The organism is Paraburkholderia sp. AV2, assembly GCF_054968425.1.
This window is the reverse complement of sequence record NZ_JBANLK010000064.1, coordinates 1-16,525: the sequence shown is the minus strand read 5'-3', so window position 1 is coordinate 16,525 and position 16,525 is coordinate 1. Positions and strand designations below refer to the sequence as shown.

The window sequence follows — 16,525 nt, the reverse complement described above, 5'->3', positions numbered from 1 at the left end:
GTGTGGGCGCTCCCTAGCGCACGACCTGGCTGATCTCGTGCATGAGCTGCGCGTAGAGCGCGTGACGCTCGGGTGCAATGCGACCATCCTCCACCGCCTCGAGAATGGCGCAGCCCGGCTCGTGCAGGTGATGACAGTTGTAGAAGCGGCAGTGCGCTAGGAGCGGACGGAACTCGGGCAACGCACGCTCGAGCGTGCCTTCGGTGAGATGGTAGAGGCCGAACTCCTGAAAGCCCGGCGAATCGATCAGTGCGCCGCCTGAAGATGTGCCATCCGTTCCGTCGTCCGGCAGCATATAGAGGCGCGTGAACGTCGTGGTATGGCGGCCGCTGTTGAGCGCCGTCGAGATTTCGCGCGTGGCCGCTTCGGCGTCGGGCACGAGCAGGTTGACGAGCGTCGACTTGCCCATGCCGGACTGGCCGAGCAGGATTGTCGCGTGGCCGCGCAGATGCTCCGCGAGCGCCGCACGCGCCGCTTCGGGCTGGCCCTTCACGGAGAGTTCGAGCACCGTGTAGCCGAGCGCCCGGTAGCGTTCGAGCCGCGCGCGCGCGAGCGGCAGCGCGGCTTCCACGTCGATCTTGTTCAGCACGATCAGCGGCTTGAGGCCGTTGGCCTCGGCGGCGATGAGCGCGCGGCCGAGCAGGTCCTCGCTGAAGTGCGGCTCGGTGGCGAGCACGATCAGCAGCTGGTCGAGATTCGCGGCGAAGAGCTTCGACTTGAACTGGTCGGAGCGATAAAGCAGGTTGCGCCGCTCGCCGATCGCCACGATCACGCCCTGGTCGGCCGAGGTCGATTGATATTCGACCCGGTCGCCCACCGCCACCTCGCTTTTCTTGCCGCGCGGGAAGCACTGCAGCGGCGCGCCGCTGCCTTCCGGTGCGACGAGGTAGTGGCGGCCGTGCGCCGCGATCACGACGCCGTGCAGCGTGCCGCTCGACGTTGCGCCAGCGGTTCCGGCCGCGCCCCCTTGTCCGCCTCGCGCGGCGGCTTTTGGTCCGCGCCGGCTCATGCGTGCGCGAGCAGTCGGTCGATCCGTTCCGAAGCGGGCGGATGCGAGTAGTAGAACGCGGTATAGAGCGGATCGGGCGTGAGCGTCGAGGCATTGTCTTCGTACAGCTTCACGAGCGCGTTGACGAGCTGCTGCGCGTCGGTCTGGGTCGCGGCGAATGCGTCGGCTTCGAACTCGTGCTTGCGCGAGCTGAGGCTGCCCAGGGGCGTGATGAAGAACAGGAACACCGGCACGGCGAGGAAGAACAGCACGAGCGCGAGTCCTTCGTTGCCGCCGAGCAGCGACGGCCGCACGCCGAGCCCCTCGTAGAACCAGACGCACTGGGAGAGCCAGCCCAGCAGCGCGAGTAGCGCAAGGCTGATCGCGAAGGTCACGAGCATGCGCTTGATGACGTGGCGCCGCTTGAAGTGACCGAGCTCGTGCGCGAGCACGGCCTCGATCTCGCTGCCCGAGAGGCGCGCGAGCAGCGTGTCGAAGAACACGATGCGCTTGGCCGCGCCGAAGCCCGTGAAGTAGGCATTGCCGTGCGCGGAGCGGCGGCTGCCGTCCATCACGAAGAGCCCCTTGGCCGCGAAGCCGCAGCGCTGCATGAGCGCCTCGATGCGCGAGCGCAGGGCCTCGTCCTTGAGCGGCTCGAACTTGTTGAAGAGCGGCGCGATGAAGGTGGGGTAGAGCACGAGCACGAGCATCTGGAACGCCACCCACACGGCCCAGGTCCACAGCCACCAGAGGCTGCCGGCCTGCCTCATGAGCCACAGCACGACGAACAGCAGCGGGATGCCGAAGGCCGCGCCGATCACGAGACCCTTGAGGCGGTCCATGACGAAGATGCGCTTCGTCATGCGGTTGAAGCCGAAACGCTCTTCGATCACGAACTGGCGGTAGTAGTCGAGCGGCAGTTCCACCGCGCCGCTGATGGCGAGCACCGCCCCGATCAACGCGATCTGCCCGACATAGTCGCGCCCGAGCCAGCCGGAAATCCCGAGATCGAGCGCCTGCACGCCGCCGAGCAGCGTGAGCGCGATCAGCACGACGGCGGAGAGCACGATTTCGAGCATGCCGAGGCGCGTGCGCGCGACCGTGTAGTCGGCGGCGCGCTGGTGGGCGGCGAGCGGGATGGTGGCCGCGAACCGGGCGGGCACCGCGCCGCGGTGGGCCGCGACGAAGCGCGTTTGGCGCGTGGCGAGCCAGAGCTTGGTCGCGGCCATGGCGAGCACTGCGAACACGAAAAGAGCGCTGAAGGTCAGCGCGGGGGACAAATTAGCCATCCGTGGGGTCCGTGGTATCTATGCGACAATTATATGATCTTGTCGGCTGGGCGACTGCAAGCTCGCTGCGTCGCAGCTTCCCTCGCGCTTCCCTGCCGCGTCCTCACCGTTTTCCGGATTGCCTTTCATGACTGACACGACCTCCGCCACGACGGCCGGCCAGGCGCCGCTCGAACGCACCGACATGAACCTGATCTGGCTCGACATGGAGATGACGGGGCTCGACCCCGACAACGACCGGATCATCGAAATCGCCGTGGTGGTGACGAATTCGACGCTCGACAAGGTGATTGAGGGCCCGGTGCTGGCCATTCACCAGACCGAAGCCGAACTCGACCGCATGGACGAGTGGAACCGCAACACGCACGGCCGCTCGGGCCTCATCGAGCGCGTGCGCGCTTCGATGGTGACCGAGGAAAGCGCCACCGGGCAGATTCTCGCGTTTCTTGCGCAGTACGTGCCGCCGGGCAAGTCGCCGATGTGCGGCAACTCGATCTGCCAGGACCGCCGCTTCATGGCGCGCTGGATGCCGACGCTGGAACGCTTCTTCCACTACCGCAACCTCGACGTCAGCACGCTCAAGGAGTTGTGCCGCCGCTGGCAGCCGGCCATCTACAAGGGCTTCCAGAAGCGCGCGATGCACACGGCGCTGGCCGACATCCACGAGTCGATCGACGAACTCAAGTACTACCGCGAGCATTTCCTCGTGCCCGGCGCGAGCCAGGCGCCGGCGGCAGACGCTGGAGCGGGTGGGGCGGCGAAGTAAATCCCGCCTCCCGCAGCGAAGGGTGGTTCAGGCGCGCGGCGGGCGTTGCGCGCTTTTCGGCCGGAACGCCATGACGACGTTCGGATCGGTTTCGATGTACGGCCCGCCGATCAGGTCGATGCAGTACGGCACCGCCGCGAAGATGCCCGGTACTTTCACGGCGCCGGTCTCGTCGCGCAGGCCTTCAAGCGTTTCCCGGATCGACTTCGGCTGGCCCGGCAGGTTGATGATCAGCGCCGCGTGATCGGCGGTTTCGCGGATTACCGCGACCTGGCGCGAGAGGATCGCCGTCGGCACGAAGTTCAGGCTGATCTGGCGCATTTGCTCGCCAAAGCCGGGCATTTCCTTCGTCGCCACCGCGAGCGTTGCTTCGGGCGTCACGTCGCGGCGCGCCGGCCCGGTGCCGCCCGTGGTCAGCACGAGGTCGCAGCCAAGGCCGTCCACGAGCGCCGTGAGCGCGGCGGAGATCGTGGCCGCGTCGTCGTGGATCAGGCGCGTTTCCGCGCGCCACGGCGACTTCAGCGCCAGCCCGAGCCATTCCGTCAGCGACGGAATGCCCTTGTCCTCATAGACGCCCGCCGTCGCGCGGTCGCTCACCGAAACGAGGCCGATCAGCAGTTCGTCCGGGTGGCGACGCTCAGGCTTCGTCATCGTCGCGCTCCTCGTCCCCGTCAGGGGCCGTATCGTCGGCCTCGTCCGGGCTGCCGCTCGCGGTCTTGATCCACTGGAATAGTTCGCGGAAGTATTTGGGCGGCCGGCCTTGCTCCTGCTCGCGCCGCGCGTTGCGGATCAGCGTGCGGCCTTCCTGCGGGTCGGCGGCGGGGTGCTGGCGAATGAATTCGGTGAGCGCGGCGTCGTCGGCGAGCAGCTTCTCGCGCGTGCGTTCGATCCAGTGCAGACGCGCCGTGGCGGCCCGGTTTACGCCGCGGTGCTCTTCGAGCGCCGTGCGCAGCGCGGCGACCTCGGTTTCGTTCAGGCCGCGCATCATGCGGCCCACGTACTGGAGCTGGCGGCGCTTGCCTTCGTGGTCGGTGATGCGGCGCGCCTCGTGGACGGCTTCCGCGAGGTCTTCGGTCATCGGCATGCGCTTGAGCGCGTCTTTCGGCAGCTCGACGAGGGCGGTGCCCAGTTCCTGGAGCGCCGTCATTTCGCGCTTGAGCTGCGACTTGCTGGGACGATCGTAGCCGTTGTCGTCCTGATCGGCTGGAGCGTCGTGGATGGGTTGAGTGCGGGTTTTGCGTGTCATGGACGATATTGTAGCTTGCGGGCGCGACGGCGCCGGGCTCGCGGGAGGCGCGCGAAAACCCGCCTCGGTGCGGGGCCCGATACCTTGCTATGATCGCGGGATGCGCCCATGAGGCGAATTTCCCGACACACGATTAGTGGACACCAGCGGGCCCAGGCGGCCCGGAACCGGACCGTAACGACAATGGCAGCAGATATCGAAGCCCGGCAACGCTTTTTCCCGCATACCCAGGACGAACTGAAAGAGATCGCCTCGGACATCCTCCGGCACGCGAAGACGCTCGGCGCGAGCGACGCGGCGACGGAAATCTCCGAGGGCGACGGGCTTTCCGTGTCCGTGCGGCGCGGCGAAGTCGAGACCATCGAGCACAACCGCGACAAGATGGTCGGCGTGACCGTCTATATCGGCAACAAGCGCGGCAATGCCAGCACCTCGGACTTCTCGCCGCAGGCGCTCAAGGACACCGTGGCGGCCGCGTACAACATCGCGCGCTTCACGGCCGACGACGACTGCGCTGGCCTTGCCGAGCGCGACCTGCTCGAAACGGCGCCGCGCGACCTCGACCTCTATCACCCGTGGAATCTCTCGGCCGAGGAGGCCGTCGAGATCGCCCGCCGCGCCGAGGACGCCGCGTTCGCCACCGACCCGCGCGTGAAAAACTCGGAAGGCGCGAGCGTTTCCGCGCAGCATTCGCAGTTCGTGCTGGCCACGAGCGGCGGCTTCCTGCACGGCTATCCGTATTCGCGCCACTACATCTCGTGCGCGCCGATCGCGGGCGAAGGCCGCAACATGCAGCGCGACGACTGGTACACGTCGCGGCGCAGCGCGAGCGAGCTGGCTTCGCCCGAGGCCGTGGGCCGCTACGCGGCCGAGCGGGCGCTTTCGCGGCTCCACGCGCGCGGACTCGACACGCGCAAGGTGCCGGTGCTGTTCGAGGCGCCGCTCGCGGCGGGCATCCTCGGCGCGTTCGTGCAGGCGACGAGCGGCGGCGCGCTCTACCGCAAGACCTCGTTCCTCGTGGACAGTCTCGGCAAGCCGGTATTCGCGCCGCATATCCAGATCGTGGAGGATCCGCACGTGCCGCGTGCGGCGGGCAGCGCGCCGTTCGACGAAGAGGGCGTGCGCACGCACCGTCGCGAGGTCGTGAAGGACGGCGTCGTGCAGGGCTATTTCCTCTCGTCGTATTCGGCGCGCAAGCTCGGCATGCAGACGACGGGCAATGCCGGCGGTTCGCACAATCTCCAGTTGAAGAGCTCGCTCACGCAACCGGGCGACGACTTCGAGGCGATGCTGAAGAAGCTCGGCACGGGTCTGCTGTTGACCGAGCTGATGGGGCAGGGCGTGAACTTCGTGACGGGCGACTATTCGCGCGGCGCGTCGGGCTTCTGGGTGGAGAACGGCAAGATCCAGTACCCCGTGGAAGAGATCACGGTGGCCTCGACGCTGCAGGAGATGTTCCGCCACATCGTCGCCGTGGGCGCCGACACGCTCGCGCGCGGCACGCGGCAGACCGGCTCGGTGCTCATCGAGCGCATGACGGTGGCGGGGCAGTAAGAGCCCGCGGGCCCTTGCTGCGGGGCCCGCAGTGACTTCCCGGTAACGCCTTCAGTCGCGCCGTTCGTAAGTCACGAACGCGAAGTCGAAGTTGTTCGGCGGGTTCGCGTGCAGTGTCTGGCGCGAGGTTTCGCGCCAGTGCGCGGGATCGGGGGCGGGGAAGTGGGCGTCGCCCTCGAAGTCGATGGCGATTTCGGTCACCACGAGCTTGTGCGCAAGCGCGAGCCCTTCGGCGTAAAGCTGGGCGCCCCCAATCAGGAACGCCTCGGGCGCCTGATCCTGCGCTGCCAGCGCGAGCGCCTCTTCGAGGTTCGTGGCCGTATCGCAGCCCGGGAAGCGCTTCGTGGCGTCGCGCGTCACGACGATATTGCGGCGCCCCGGCAGGGCGCGGCTGATCGATTCGTGAGTCTTGCGGCCCATCACGATGGGCGCACCCATCGTCGTGCGCTTGAAGAAGGCGAGGTCTTCGGGCAGACGCCAGGGCAGTTCGTTGTCGCGGCCGATCACGCCGTTGCGCGCGCGCGCGACGATCAGGGTGAGCGTCGTCATCGAGTCAGTCGAAGTAGGGAGTACCCCGCGATTCTACCCGACGGCGTTTCCTCCCTCACTCCTCGTTTTCCGCCGGCGGTTCGGACTGGTTCTCCGCAACGCCCGCGAAAATCGTCTTCTCGTCGCGCAGGCCGTGCGTGCCCATCAGGCGGTAGAGCGTCACGCGCGAGATGCCGAGGTCCGCGGCCGCCTCGGTGAGGCGGTGGCGATGGCGCAGCAGCGCCGCTTCGATCGCGCGCTTTTCGGCGGATTCGCGCGCCTGGGCGAGCGTCACCGTCTGCTGCTCGGTAAACTGCGCGAGGTCGAGATCCTCGGCGGAGAGCAGCTTGCTTTCGGCCATCACGATCGCGCGCCGCACGCGGTTGATGAGTTCGCGCACGTTGCCCGGCCAGTTGTAGTTGTACATGGCCTCGATCGCGTCGGGCGTGAAGCCGCGAATCTTGCGGGCGCTGTCCATCTTGAACTTGTGCAGCACGTGATGCGCGAGTATTTCGATATCCTTACCACGCGCGCGCAGCGGCGGCTCGTCCACGCGCAGCACGCACAGGCGGTGGAACAGGTCCGCGCGGAAGCGTCCGTCGCGCATCGCGGCTTCGAGATCGACGTGGGTGGCCGAGATGATGCGCACGTCCACCGGAATCTGCTCGTGGCCGCCAAGGCGTTCGATCTTGCCTTCCTGCAGGAAGCGCAGCAGGCTCGCCTGGCTTTCCATCGGCAGGTCGCCGATTTCGTCGAGGAACAGCGTGCCGCCGTTGGCCGCTTCCACGCGTCCGATCTTGCGCTGGTTGGCACCGGTGAACGCACCGCGTTCGTAGCCGAACAGTTCGGATTGCAGAAGATGATGCGGGATCGCACCGCAGTTGATCGGTACGAACGGCGCCTTGCGCCGTGGCGAGCGTTCGTGGATCGCGAGCGCGGTCAGCTCCTTGCCGGTGCCCGACTCGCCGGAGATGAACACCGTGGCGTCGGTGTTCGCGACCTTGCGGATCGTGCGGAAGAGCTGCTGCATCGCCTCGCAGGTGCCCACCATTTCGTCTTCGTCGTGGCTCGCCGCCGCGGCGGCCCCGGGCGCGTCGAGATCGCACAGCGACACCATGCCGAACGCGTGGCCGACAAGATAGTCGAGCGTCGCGTTCGTGACCGGCAGGTGGACGTAATCGAAGCAGTAGTGGCGGATCAGCCGCCGCACTTCGGGATCGGTGAGGCGCGCCGAATCGGTGAGCGCGATCCAGCCGACCTGCTGCAGCCGCAGCACCGCTTCGAGCGTGGCGAGATCGCGCGGCGCGAAGCCGGTCAGATCGACGATGCCGGCGCAGGCGGCCTCGGGCTTCACGAGCCGCGAGGCCTCGTGGGCCGTGCGCGCCGTCGCGAGATCCCAGCCGCGGCTCTTGAGGTAGGCCGTGAGCGCCGGGTCCGGCGTACGGGCGACGTAGACGAGGATACGCTCGGTTTCCGTCGCGCTGCCCGCAGCGGTGTCGTCGGTTTCGGCGAGCGGCCGGCCCGGTTGCGGCGGCGGCACGACGGCGGGCCGCTGGCCCGCCCCGGCGAACGGCGTCACGGTAGCGCTCAGGTGAGAGGTTTCGCGCACGATCGACCTCGTGTTCGTCAGAAGGTGTAGGGGAAGCGCACGCCGACGACGAAGTTCGGTGCGTCGGGCGTGAGGCCCACGGCGACCGCGCCGTTGATCGTCAGGTGCTTGTTGACGACGTGATTCAGGCCGAAATTCAGCACGGAGGCCGTGGTTTCGCTGCCTGGCACGCCGGTCCAGCTACCGCCCGGCGCCTTGGTCTGCGACTGGGGCTCGATGGCCATCGTGTAGGAGATGCTGGCCGAATCCTTGTCGGAGAACGCGAGCGCCACGCCGCCGCCGAACTGGATGATGTCGCCGAGCTTCACGTCGGCCGGCTCGGTCTGCCCGACCACCGACGAGATATCGGCGAACGAGCGCGAGATGTTGTAGGTGTACGAGAAGCTGCCGAACAGCACGACCGGGTCGTAGGTCTTCAGCACGGACAAGCCGGCCGTGACGTTCCAGAAGCCGGTGCCGGTGGGCAGCCTGGTCGGCGCCACGAGGTTCGTGTTGTCGCCCGAGATCTGCTCCAGCTTGATGCCGAACGGCGAGCTGCCGGTGTCGGACTTCACGCGCAGGCTGCCGACCACGTCGGGGATGTCGTTGGTTTCCTTCAGGAACTGGTAGTAGATCCCGAAGTTCACGTCGCCGATGTTGCTCGAATTGGCCGAGGCATCGGAAAGCGTGCTCGCCGCACCGCCCGCGCCGCCCACGATGAACGTGCTGTGCCGGTAGATGTAGGGCACGTCGACGTCGACGCTGATGCGGTCGGTGAGACCGTAGCGCACGTCGAGATCGGCCATCAACTGATGAGACTTGGTCTCGCCGAGGTTGATGTTGCCGAGGAAGATCGCGTCGAGCGCAAGGAAGCCCGAAAGCTGCAACTGGCGGCGATCGTAGTACGTGTCGCTGATACCCCAGTCGAGCGTGAGCTTGTGGTCGAAGAGCGGCGCTTCCTGGCGTTCCGCGACGGCCTGCTCGGAGGCGGTGCGGGTGGGCTGCTCGCTCTGCTGCGTCGTGCCGACCGTCGGACTGGCCGTGCTCGCCGGATTCGCTGCGTTCGCCGGATTGACGCCGACCGGCGCGCCCTGTTGCGGGCCGCTTGCTGCCGAGCTGCCGGTCGCGCCGGTGGTCGGGCCGCTGTCGGGCGAGGGCGGATTGACGGGAACGCCCGTCGCCGTGCCGGTAAGCGAACCCGGCGCGGTGGCGCCGGGTACCGCCTGGGCGAGCGGCGGCAGCGGGACGGGCAAGCCGTCCGCGCCGGGCTGTTCCGCGACCGCGGTATCGGACGCAGCGTCGGGCGCGCCCGCACCGGGCAGGCCGCGGCCGCGCTGCTGCATCTCCAGGTTCGTGACCTGGCGCTCGAGTGACTGGATCTGCTTTTGCTGCTCGTCGACCACGCGCATCAGCGTGTTGAGGCGGTCGTCGACCGACTGGTCCTGAAGCGCCTGTGCGTGTGCCGACTGCGCAAAGGCGAACAACATGGCGGCTGCGGGTATGGCCGCGAGTCTGAGGCGCGGCCAACCCTTTGTGGACATCGTGTTCATTCTTGTTTCCCCCCGGGTTTGCAGACGGGCGCTTTTCCGCGCTTTGCGGTCTCGCGCCCGCTTACAACGATGCTTCTCGGTCTCTTGCCGTACTGCCCGCGAGCCCCTCGCCCGCGACGGTGCCTCCTCGTTAGTGGCTAATACGCAGTGCCTGTAGTAAACCGGTCTGCCGGATCATGGCGCCGCTCATCTGCTGCGTCTGCAGAGTCAGCGCCAGTCGATTGGCGACCTGCTGGTTATTGCCTGCGATCTGGAGCAACTGGGCGATTGCGCCGGCCTGCTGGGCGTTGCCTGGCACGACGCTCTGCGTCGCGATGCCGGCGGGCGTCTGCAACGACAGGTTGATGCTGTTATTCGCGAACGAGATGCCAGCCGTGACGCTGCCGCTCGCATTCGAGGCAAACGAGGTCGGCGAGGTGGAGGCGCCGGTGAGCTGAGGCAACGTGTTGCTGTACTCGATGGTGGCGCCGTTGCTGCCGCTATTGCTGTTGCCGGCAACCTGCGTGATCTGCGATATCCCGTTGACGGCCACGTTCTGACCGCCCGTGGCAACGGCATTCGGATTGGCGCCGGTGTCATGCGAATGGTTGCCGCCCGTGACGCTGGCCGACGTCTGGATCTGGGCGGTCAACTGGTGGGTGACGCTTTGGGTGACGCTGAGTGCGCCTTGCGCGACGGCGGTCGCGCCATTTGGCAATTGCCATTCAGAAAGCAGGCTCAGAACGAACCCGGAAATCATGTTGCTGCCGGCATACTTGCCGGTCTGATGGGATAGCACGTCGTCGTCGACGGGCAGGCACTGAATGTTCTGCTGCTGCGTAGCGGGGCCGGCCGAGAGAAAGGCGGGCAAGGTCTGGGCTTCGATACCTCCGGCGACAGGCGCACCGCTCGCATGGCTGCAGGCGAGCGCGAGGAGCGCTGCCGTGACGCCATACTTTGAGAGCTTGCAGTTCATGGCTGGATCACTACATCAGAACATTACGGCCTTTTCGAGGCCGTAATCGACAAAGGGTGTCGCCGCCATACCGTTCGCCAGGGCGTTGGCGCGCAGCTTGAGTGCGAGCGACTGGTTGTTCTGCAGTAACGGAGAATCCTCCCTGAAGGGTTTGCCGAGCACCGCGAAGACGAGGCCATTCCAGGTCTTCGCGAAATCGTCCTCGGTGACGATGCGATTGCCGAGCGCCGGGTCCGCAATGAACACGCGGCCTTCTTCGGCATGCTTCACGATCACGAAATGCTCGTAGCCATCGATGTTCATGAGCACGAGAACGGGAATCTGCAAGTGATAGAGCGCGTCGGTGTTGACGCGAAAACCTCGTCCACGCAGGCCGATCGTTTCCACGAACTTCTTCATGTCGAGCATCGAAAAGCCGTTCTTCACGACCACCGCGGGCGTCGAGTACACCATCATCCGGCGAATCAGTTCGACCTCCGGAATATCGATGTCGTAGCCGTCCTTGAGCAGTGTCGCGAGTGCAGCAGCACCACAGCTGTAGTCGAACTGCTGGGTGACGATGCCGCTGTAGCGAATGTCCTTCATCGAGCGAATCGGCAACTTCACCGGCACGCCAATGAGGTTAGTCGCATCGAGCGTCGACTGTGCGTGGGCTTGCGCACACAAAACACAAGCTGCGAGCGCAACGACGCAAGCGGTTGACGCCGGGAACCGGTCGAGCCCGGGCATGGTGGTCTCCTGTCGATCCGGATGGGCCTTATGCGCCTGGCTCCGGTCCCACGCAGGTTATTGCGGCTAAAACGCGCCGGCTGCTGCAGTGGCAGCCGGCGCGCGTGCTGCGCTGGTGCGGTTACTTCGATACGGTCAGAGCGGCGATGGCAAGACCGTTGTGCTGGACGTTGCCCGCGCCACCGGCGATGTTCACGCCGATGTTGCCGCTGGCGCCGGCGAGCGCATTGGCTGCCAGCGTAGCGGTACCGCCGAACGAGCCGTTGAAGTTCAGGCTGGCCGTCTGGCTGTTCTGGTCGGTGGCGACCATGGCAGCGCCGCTCGGGGCCTTCGTGTCGGTGCTGCTGGCGGCGGCAAGGCTGTTGTTCTGCGCGTTGCCCACGCCGGCTGCGACGTTCACGCCGATGTTGCCGGTTGCGCCGGCGAGCGCGTTGCTGCCGATGGATGCGTTGACGTTGAAGTTGTGGATCGACGCGTTGCCCGAGGTCGACTGATTGTTGAAGACCTGGGCATTGCCGAACACGCTGCCTGCATCGATCATGGCCAGCGACGCATCGTTGCTTTGCGCGTTGTCCACGCCTTCCGTGATGTTGATGCCGACGTTACCCGACACGCCCATGGCACCCGAGCTGCCGTCGCCGATGTTCGCGTTGAGCGAGCCGGTCGGGATGCCGTTGTAGTGCGTCGTGACCGCGCCCACCGTCGTCGTGTTGGTGGTGTCGTCATGCGCTTTCACGCTCCACTGGGCGCTGACCGAGTTCGAGTTGACGGACCCGCCCACGCTGTAGCCGCTCGACTGCTCGCCGTAGGCCTGGTAGCCCGAGCCCTCGTTCGCCTGGGCGCCCCACACCGCACCCTGGCCCGAGCCTTCCGTGCCTTCGAAGTAGCCGCCTACGCCCGAACCCTTGGCATAGCTGGATTCGTTATAGCCAGCCGAAAGGCCGCCCTGAACGTAGCCGCCACCGCCACTGTTGCCGAAAAACGGATTGCCGTAGTGATACGAGCCATACGAGCCGCCGGCCTGGCCGCCTGCGGAGAGATGGCCGCCCTGGCTCTGGTTCGTGTTGTAGAAGTAGCCGCCGATGCCCGCGCTCTGCTGGCTATATTCGTAGCCGCCGCCGGCGGCGAATGCCGACTGGTTGCCATAGGCATAGCCCGACGATTCCTGGAAGCCTTGCGCGCCGGCCGACGCATGGTAGCTCGTCGTCGTGAGCGAGCCCGATGCCGTGCCGCCGATGTTGACCGTGCTCGTCGTGTTGTGCGTGAAGGTGGTCGTCGAGCCGGTCTGATAGGAGCCCGTCGGCAGGTTCGGCGTCAGGCTGACACCGTCGAGGTTGACGTTCTGCGTATTGTTGACGACGGCGCCGGTGGTGCTCGACACGCCGACGCAACCATAGAGCAGAACGCCGCCCCAGAGTTCGGCGCCCTGGGTGACGCCGGTTGCGTTGAAGAGATACGAATCCGCCCAGCTATGGGCGAAGGCGCTGCCGGACGATACCGCGAGAACTGCCGCAGCAATGAGAGTGCGCTTCATGATGTCGCTCCGATACTGATTGGTCAGTTAGAAAAGAGTGCCCGCCGGGGGACGGAGCACAAAACTGTTCGCCGTAGCATTACCGGCTCCGACGGTCTGGTTCACCTGCACGAGACCAGTCGCATTCCTGAATGCCGTACTGCCGATACTCGCTTCACGAATGCCACTGGACTCGGCCGATCTGCCCGGACCACCGTTCGTTGCAGCTGTCGCAGACAGATCTCCGTCCGAGACAGTTTCAACACCGATCACAGCAGTGCCGATTCGCGCACTGTTGCTCTGGGTATTTCCTGCGCCCGCAGCCTGGTTCACCAGGACCGCGCCCGACGCGTTCGCAAAGGCGCCCTGGCCGATGCTCGCCGTCGCGACCGGCACGCGCACTCGCGCGCCCGCGCTCTGTTCGCTGCTGGTGCCGTTGACCGTGAGCGGGGTGCCGCTCGTGATGGTCAACTGGTTGGACTGCGCGTTGTTCAGGCCCGCCACCTCGTTGACGGTGACCGAGCCTAGCGTGCCGGTTGCCGCGTCCGGGGCGATCACCGCGTTCGCCGTGACGACACCCTGGGCTTGCGCGGCGCCCGCGCCGGCGAGCAGGGCGGCGGCGAGCGCGGCCGGAAGAAGCCGGCGGGCGCTCATTTCACGGCTCCGAGGGCGGCCGAGATCGGCGCCAGTGCACCGGTCACGGCGGACGTGATCGAGCTGCCCATGCCTCCGGCCTGGACGCCTGCGCCCATCGCCATGTTGTTGCCGCTTTCCCGGCCGCTCAGGACGCCGGTGAGCGCCTGCATGCTGGCGGCCGTGGCGCCCGCCGTGTTGCTCCCGATGATGCCGGTCGAACCGTGGGCGCTGGTGAGCTCGGCGTCGGAGACGACGGCGGCCATGGTCGGGTCGAACGTGTTGGCCGGGAACGTGGTCGCCCGCACGAGTACCGGATCCTGGCTCCTCGGGACGCTGTCGAAGGCGCCGCGCGGCGTGACATCGCGTTCGACAATGATGTCGCCCGGATTCGTGACCTGCTGCGCCATGGCCACTGTCGTTACACCCGCGGCAAGGCAACCGCAGACGACTGCGGCGATCCTCGCTGAACGCCGGCCTGCGGCTGGCGTGGTGATGCGTGCTGACATGTCGGTCTCCTGCTGTCCGGGGCGCACCCTCTGTGCGCCGCGCCGGACGCCGCGCCGCCCCGGCGGCACGGTTTGCTCTCTCGATCGGATTACCTTCTGGTGTAGCTGGTGATATTTCCCTGCGCGGCCTGCGAACCGTCGACCGGGATCGGCATGGGTGCGGGCGGCGCGATTTCGTCCCACAAGGTGACGTTGTTGCCGCCGTGCATGAGCTGCGGGGTGGCGGCTACCATCACCATGCCGACGGCGCCGCCGCGCTGGCGCGACAGCGTTTGATCGTCCAGCGCGCCGATGCCGGCCACCACGCTGTCGTCGTCTTGCGGCGACGGGTCGGCGGCGAGCGGACCGCTTGCGGTGTCCGCGGTGTCGTCGTCGGGTGTCGCGGCCAGCTTCAGCGTCGCGGACATCGCCCTCGGCGCGCCGAACGCGTCGGGCGTTGCAGGAATGACATCGGCGAACACCTTCGCGGCGGCCGAGGCGACTTGCGCACCGGCATCGAACGACTGCGCATGGGCCGACGGCGCAAGGGCGAGCAGCGCGGCAGCCGCGAGGGCGGCGGCACTGGCGTTGAACTGGCGTCTGGCGTTGAGGTGGTTGAGTCGCATGGCGTATCTCCTGGTGCCGGAGATTTAGCGAAACGTGTGCCATGTGCCGCAAACCGTTGATGCGCTTCGATTCGCGATATTTTCTGCGAAATTTGAATGGCCGATTTTCGTCAAAATGTTTCAGTGCTGAAACGCGCAATGCTGAATCGGGTCTGCGGATTGCTCGCAGGTAACATTTTGTGGAATGCCGTCTTATTCGGCGGCGCGCTAAGAGAAAGGAAACATCCGATTTATTTTCTTCGGACGATAAGGGAATATCGCGCAATGGAAGCCCTTCCATCCGTCCCGCATTGATTCGTTGGGCATATTTCCTATCCACGAGCCCAATGCATATAGTAAGCTTCAGAAAACGTCGTACTGCCCATAAGAAAAAAGGCCAAAAGGGCTACTGACACACACACGCCACGACTCGGGGTTATGCCGTCAGCAGAAAGCCTGTCCGTTCGCCGCCAATTCAGTCAATGCGGTGGAAATGGCGCTTAATGCTGCGTGTCTGGACATTCAGGTGCGTGCCGTCAATCTCCAACGCAGTGTTTGGCGAGAGGATCTGAATAATGGAATCCGCAACGCGGCAATTGATTTACGTGACGCGCGAACCTGACAAGGCGCTGCACGAGCGATTCGACGAGCGCGGCTGGCAGGTGGAGGTGGTCGGCACCGCCCGCGACGCGCGGCGGGCGCTGCGCGCAGGGCTTCCGGCCGGCGGCCTGCTCGACCTTTCCAGTCATTTCCATTTGCATGAGATCGGCTCGTTCGAGCCTTGCCTTACGTTGCCTAACGTCGGCTGGGTCGCGGCGACCACCACGGGCCAGCTCAAGGACGCCACGCTGCGCCGGCTCGTGCGCGACTACTGTTTCGATTACGTAACGGTGCCGTGGAACGGCGAGCGGATCGTCGATTCGATCGGCCACGCCTATGGCATGGTCTCGCTCGTCGAACCGGCCTCGAACGACACCACGGGCGGCACCGAAGGCGAGATGGTGGGCTCGTGCGAGGCGATGCTCGCGCTCTTCCGCTCGATCCGCAAGGTCGCGATGACCGACGCGCCGGTGTTCATCTCGGGCGAGTCGGGTACGGGTAAGGAACTGACCGCTGTCGCGATCCACGAACGCTCGTCGCGGCGCACCGCGCCGTTCGTGCCGATCAACTGCGGCGCGATTCCCCCGCATCTGCTGCAATCCGAACTGTTCGGCTACGAGCGCGGCGCGTTCACGGGCGCGAGCCAGCGCAAGATCGGGCGCGTGGAGGCGGCCAACGGCGGCACGCTGTTCCTCGACGAAATCGGCGATCTGCCGCTGGAAAGCCAGGCAAGCCTGCTGCGCTTCCTGCAGGAAGGCAAGATCGAACGCCTTGGCGGCCATCAATCGATTCCGGTGGACGTGCGCATCATCTCGGCGACTCACGTCGACATGCGTGCGGCAATGCTGGAAGGGCGCTTTCGCCAGGATCTGTATCACCGGCTTTGCGTGCTGCAGATCGACGAGCCGCCGCTGCGCGCGCGCGGCAAGGACATCGAACTGCTTGCGCGCCACATGCTCGAACGTTTCCGCAAGGACGGTGGCCGGCGCCTGCGCGGTTTCTCGCCCGATGCGATCGCCGCGCTCCATAACTACAGTTGGCCGGGCAACGTGCGCGAGCTCATCAATCGCGTACGGCGTGCGATCGTGATGTCGGAAGGGCGGGCCATCACGGCGCGCGACCTCGAACTCGGCGACTATGTCGAGGTGGTCCCGGTGTCGCTATCGCAGGCGCGCGAGGCGGCCGAGCGCCAGGCGATCGAACTCGCGCTGCTGCGCCATCGCGGGCGTCTTGGCGACGCGGCGCAGGAGCTCGGCATCTCGCGCGTGACGCTGTACCGGTTGCTGTGCGCCCACGGCATGCGCCATATGGAAAGCGATCCGCTTGCGCCGCATCCGGGGGGACTGGCTTCGGGGGGCGGGGCGTAAGTTCGGGGCCGGGGGGGCGGGAGGCCCCCCCCCCCCCCCCCGACCCCCCCCCCCGGGGGAAAAAAGCGGGTTTTCATACCCACCCCGCCCACCCCCCCGGTAGGCAGCCCCCCCCACGCCACCCCC

General features: G+C 66.4%; 16 protein-coding genes. 3 read left to right on the top strand and 13 right to left on the bottom strand.

Going from position 1 to position 16,525, the window contains the following annotated elements:
- Nucleotides 1–13: 13 nt before the first annotated feature.
- Both rsgA and V8683_RS28345 read right to left on the bottom strand, forming a co-directional pair.
- Entirely contained in the window at nucleotides 14–1,009 is a 996-nt protein-coding gene (rsgA, locus tag V8683_RS28350; RefSeq protein WP_411188955.1) for a ribosome small subunit-dependent GTPase A, read from the bottom strand.
- Nucleotides 1,006–2,277: a M48 family metallopeptidase gene (locus V8683_RS28345; RefSeq protein WP_411188956.1), complete on the bottom strand. Its 1,272-nt coding sequence runs from the start codon at nucleotides 2,275–2,277 to the stop codon at nucleotides 1,006–1,008. The genes rsgA and V8683_RS28345 overlap by 4 nt, the downstream gene beginning before the upstream one ends.
- Nucleotides 2,278–2,404: 127 nt before the next feature.
- Here V8683_RS28345 and orn point away from each other — a divergent pair, with 127 nt between their 5' ends.
- Nucleotides 2,405–3,043: an oligoribonuclease gene (gene orn, locus V8683_RS28340; protein WP_411188957.1), complete on the top strand. Its 639-nt coding sequence runs from the start codon at nucleotides 2,405–2,407 to the stop codon at nucleotides 3,041–3,043.
- A 27-nt stretch (nucleotides 3,044–3,070) separates the two neighbouring features.
- Here the strand turns inward: orn and mog are convergent, their stop codons facing one another.
- Both mog and yjgA read right to left on the bottom strand, forming a co-directional pair.
- Entirely contained in the window at nucleotides 3,071–3,694 is a 624-nt protein-coding gene (gene mog / locus V8683_RS28335; RefSeq protein WP_411188958.1) for a molybdopterin adenylyltransferase, read from the bottom strand.
- Complete coding sequence (gene yjgA, locus V8683_RS28330) at nucleotides 3,681–4,289, bottom strand: ribosome biogenesis factor YjgA (protein ID WP_411188959.1); 609 nt, start codon at nucleotides 4,287–4,289, stop codon at nucleotides 3,681–3,683. The genes mog and yjgA overlap by 14 nt, the downstream gene beginning before the upstream one ends.
- A gap of 183 nt (nucleotides 4,290–4,472) precedes the next feature.
- On the opposite strand from yjgA, the gene pmbA reads away from it, so the two are divergent.
- On the top strand, nucleotides 4,473–5,843 hold the full coding sequence (pmbA, locus tag V8683_RS28325; RefSeq protein WP_411188960.1) for a metalloprotease PmbA: 1,371 nt from the start codon (nucleotides 4,473–4,475) through the stop codon (nucleotides 5,841–5,843).
- Between the two features lie 51 nt (nucleotides 5,844–5,894).
- Here pmbA and V8683_RS28320 read toward each other — a convergent pair whose 3' ends face one another.
- From V8683_RS28320 to V8683_RS28280, 9 genes are all read right to left on the bottom strand, one after another.
- Nucleotides 5,895–6,392 carry a dihydrofolate reductase gene (locus V8683_RS28320; protein WP_411188961.1) on the bottom strand — a complete coding sequence of 166 codons (498 nt, stop codon included), beginning with the start codon at nucleotides 6,390–6,392 and terminating at the stop codon, nucleotides 5,895–5,897.
- Between the two features lie 55 nt (nucleotides 6,393–6,447).
- Nucleotides 6,448–7,980, bottom strand: a complete 1,533-nt coding sequence (locus V8683_RS28315) for a sigma 54-interacting transcriptional regulator (RefSeq protein WP_411188962.1) — start codon at nucleotides 7,978–7,980, stop codon at nucleotides 6,448–6,450.
- A 17-nt stretch (nucleotides 7,981–7,997) separates the two neighbouring features.
- Complete coding sequence (locus tag V8683_RS28310; protein WP_411188963.1) at nucleotides 7,998–9,509, bottom strand: hypothetical protein; 1,512 nt, start codon at nucleotides 9,507–9,509, stop codon at nucleotides 7,998–8,000.
- A gap of 130 nt (nucleotides 9,510–9,639) precedes the next feature.
- A complete protein-coding gene (locus V8683_RS28305) occupies nucleotides 9,640–10,464 on the bottom strand; it encodes a peptidase C39 (protein WP_411188964.1) in 825 nt (274 codons plus the stop codon).
- Nucleotides 10,465–10,479: 15 nt separating this feature from the next.
- On the bottom strand, nucleotides 10,480–11,193 hold the full coding sequence (locus V8683_RS28300) for a C39 family peptidase (protein WP_411188965.1): 714 nt from the start codon (nucleotides 11,191–11,193) through the stop codon (nucleotides 10,480–10,482).
- 121 nt (nucleotides 11,194–11,314) lie between these two features.
- Entirely contained in the window at nucleotides 11,315–12,727 is a 1,413-nt protein-coding gene (locus tag V8683_RS28295; RefSeq protein WP_411188966.1) for a hypothetical protein, read from the bottom strand.
- A gap of 27 nt (nucleotides 12,728–12,754) precedes the next feature.
- Nucleotides 12,755–13,360 carry a hypothetical protein gene (locus V8683_RS28290; RefSeq protein WP_411188967.1) on the bottom strand — a complete coding sequence of 202 codons (606 nt, stop codon included), beginning with the start codon at nucleotides 13,358–13,360 and terminating at the stop codon, nucleotides 12,755–12,757.
- On the bottom strand, nucleotides 13,357–13,848 hold the full coding sequence (locus tag V8683_RS28285) for a hypothetical protein (RefSeq protein ID WP_411188968.1): 492 nt from the start codon (nucleotides 13,846–13,848) through the stop codon (nucleotides 13,357–13,359). The genes V8683_RS28290 and V8683_RS28285 overlap by 4 nt, the downstream gene beginning before the upstream one ends.
- Before the next feature lie 89 nt (nucleotides 13,849–13,937).
- Nucleotides 13,938–14,453, bottom strand: a complete 516-nt coding sequence (locus V8683_RS28280; protein WP_411188969.1) for a hypothetical protein — start codon at nucleotides 14,451–14,453, stop codon at nucleotides 13,938–13,940.
- A gap of 554 nt (nucleotides 14,454–15,007) precedes the next feature.
- Between V8683_RS28280 and V8683_RS28275 the strand changes: the two genes are divergently transcribed.
- Nucleotides 15,008–16,399: a sigma-54 dependent transcriptional regulator gene (locus tag V8683_RS28275; protein ID WP_411188970.1), complete on the top strand. Its 1,392-nt coding sequence runs from the start codon at nucleotides 15,008–15,010 to the stop codon at nucleotides 16,397–16,399.
- Nucleotides 16,400–16,525 lie beyond the last annotated feature (126 nt).

Coding starts and splice junctions, on each gene's coding strand:
- V8683_RS28275 (WP_411188970.1), top strand. CDS start 15,008: ATGGAATCCGCAACGCGGCAATTGATTTACGTGACGCGCGAACCTGAC.
- V8683_RS28290 (WP_411188967.1), bottom strand. CDS start 13,360: ATGAGCGCCCGCCGGCTTCTTCCGGCCGCGCTCGCCGCCGCCCTGCTC.
- rsgA (WP_411188955.1), bottom strand. CDS start 1,009: ATGAGCCGGCGCGGACCAAAAGCCGCCGCGCGAGGCGGACAAGGGGGC.
- orn (WP_411188957.1), top strand. CDS start 2,405: ATGACTGACACGACCTCCGCCACGACGGCCGGCCAGGCGCCGCTCGAA.
- V8683_RS28320 (WP_411188961.1), bottom strand. CDS start 6,392: ATGACGACGCTCACCCTGATCGTCGCGCGCGCGCGCAACGGCGTGATC.
- pmbA (WP_411188960.1), top strand. CDS start 4,473: ATGGCAGCAGATATCGAAGCCCGGCAACGCTTTTTCCCGCATACCCAG.
- V8683_RS28285 (WP_411188968.1), bottom strand. CDS start 13,848: ATGTCAGCACGCATCACCACGCCAGCCGCAGGCCGGCGTTCAGCGAGG.
- V8683_RS28300 (WP_411188965.1), bottom strand. CDS start 11,193: ATGCCCGGGCTCGACCGGTTCCCGGCGTCAACCGCTTGCGTCGTTGCG.
- V8683_RS28280 (WP_411188969.1), bottom strand. CDS start 14,453: ATGCGACTCAACCACCTCAACGCCAGACGCCAGTTCAACGCCAGTGCC.
- yjgA (WP_411188959.1), bottom strand. CDS start 4,289: ATGACACGCAAAACCCGCACTCAACCCATCCACGACGCTCCAGCCGAT.
- V8683_RS28305 (WP_411188964.1), bottom strand. CDS start 10,464: ATGAACTGCAAGCTCTCAAAGTATGGCGTCACGGCAGCGCTCCTCGCG.
- mog (WP_411188958.1), bottom strand. CDS start 3,694: ATGACGAAGCCTGAGCGTCGCCACCCGGACGAACTGCTGATCGGCCTC.
- V8683_RS28310 (WP_411188963.1), bottom strand. CDS start 9,509: ATGAACACGATGTCCACAAAGGGTTGGCCGCGCCTCAGACTCGCGGCC.
- V8683_RS28295 (WP_411188966.1), bottom strand. CDS start 12,727: ATGAAGCGCACTCTCATTGCTGCGGCAGTTCTCGCGGTATCGTCCGGC.
- V8683_RS28345 (WP_411188956.1), bottom strand. CDS start 2,277: ATGGCTAATTTGTCCCCCGCGCTGACCTTCAGCGCTCTTTTCGTGTTC.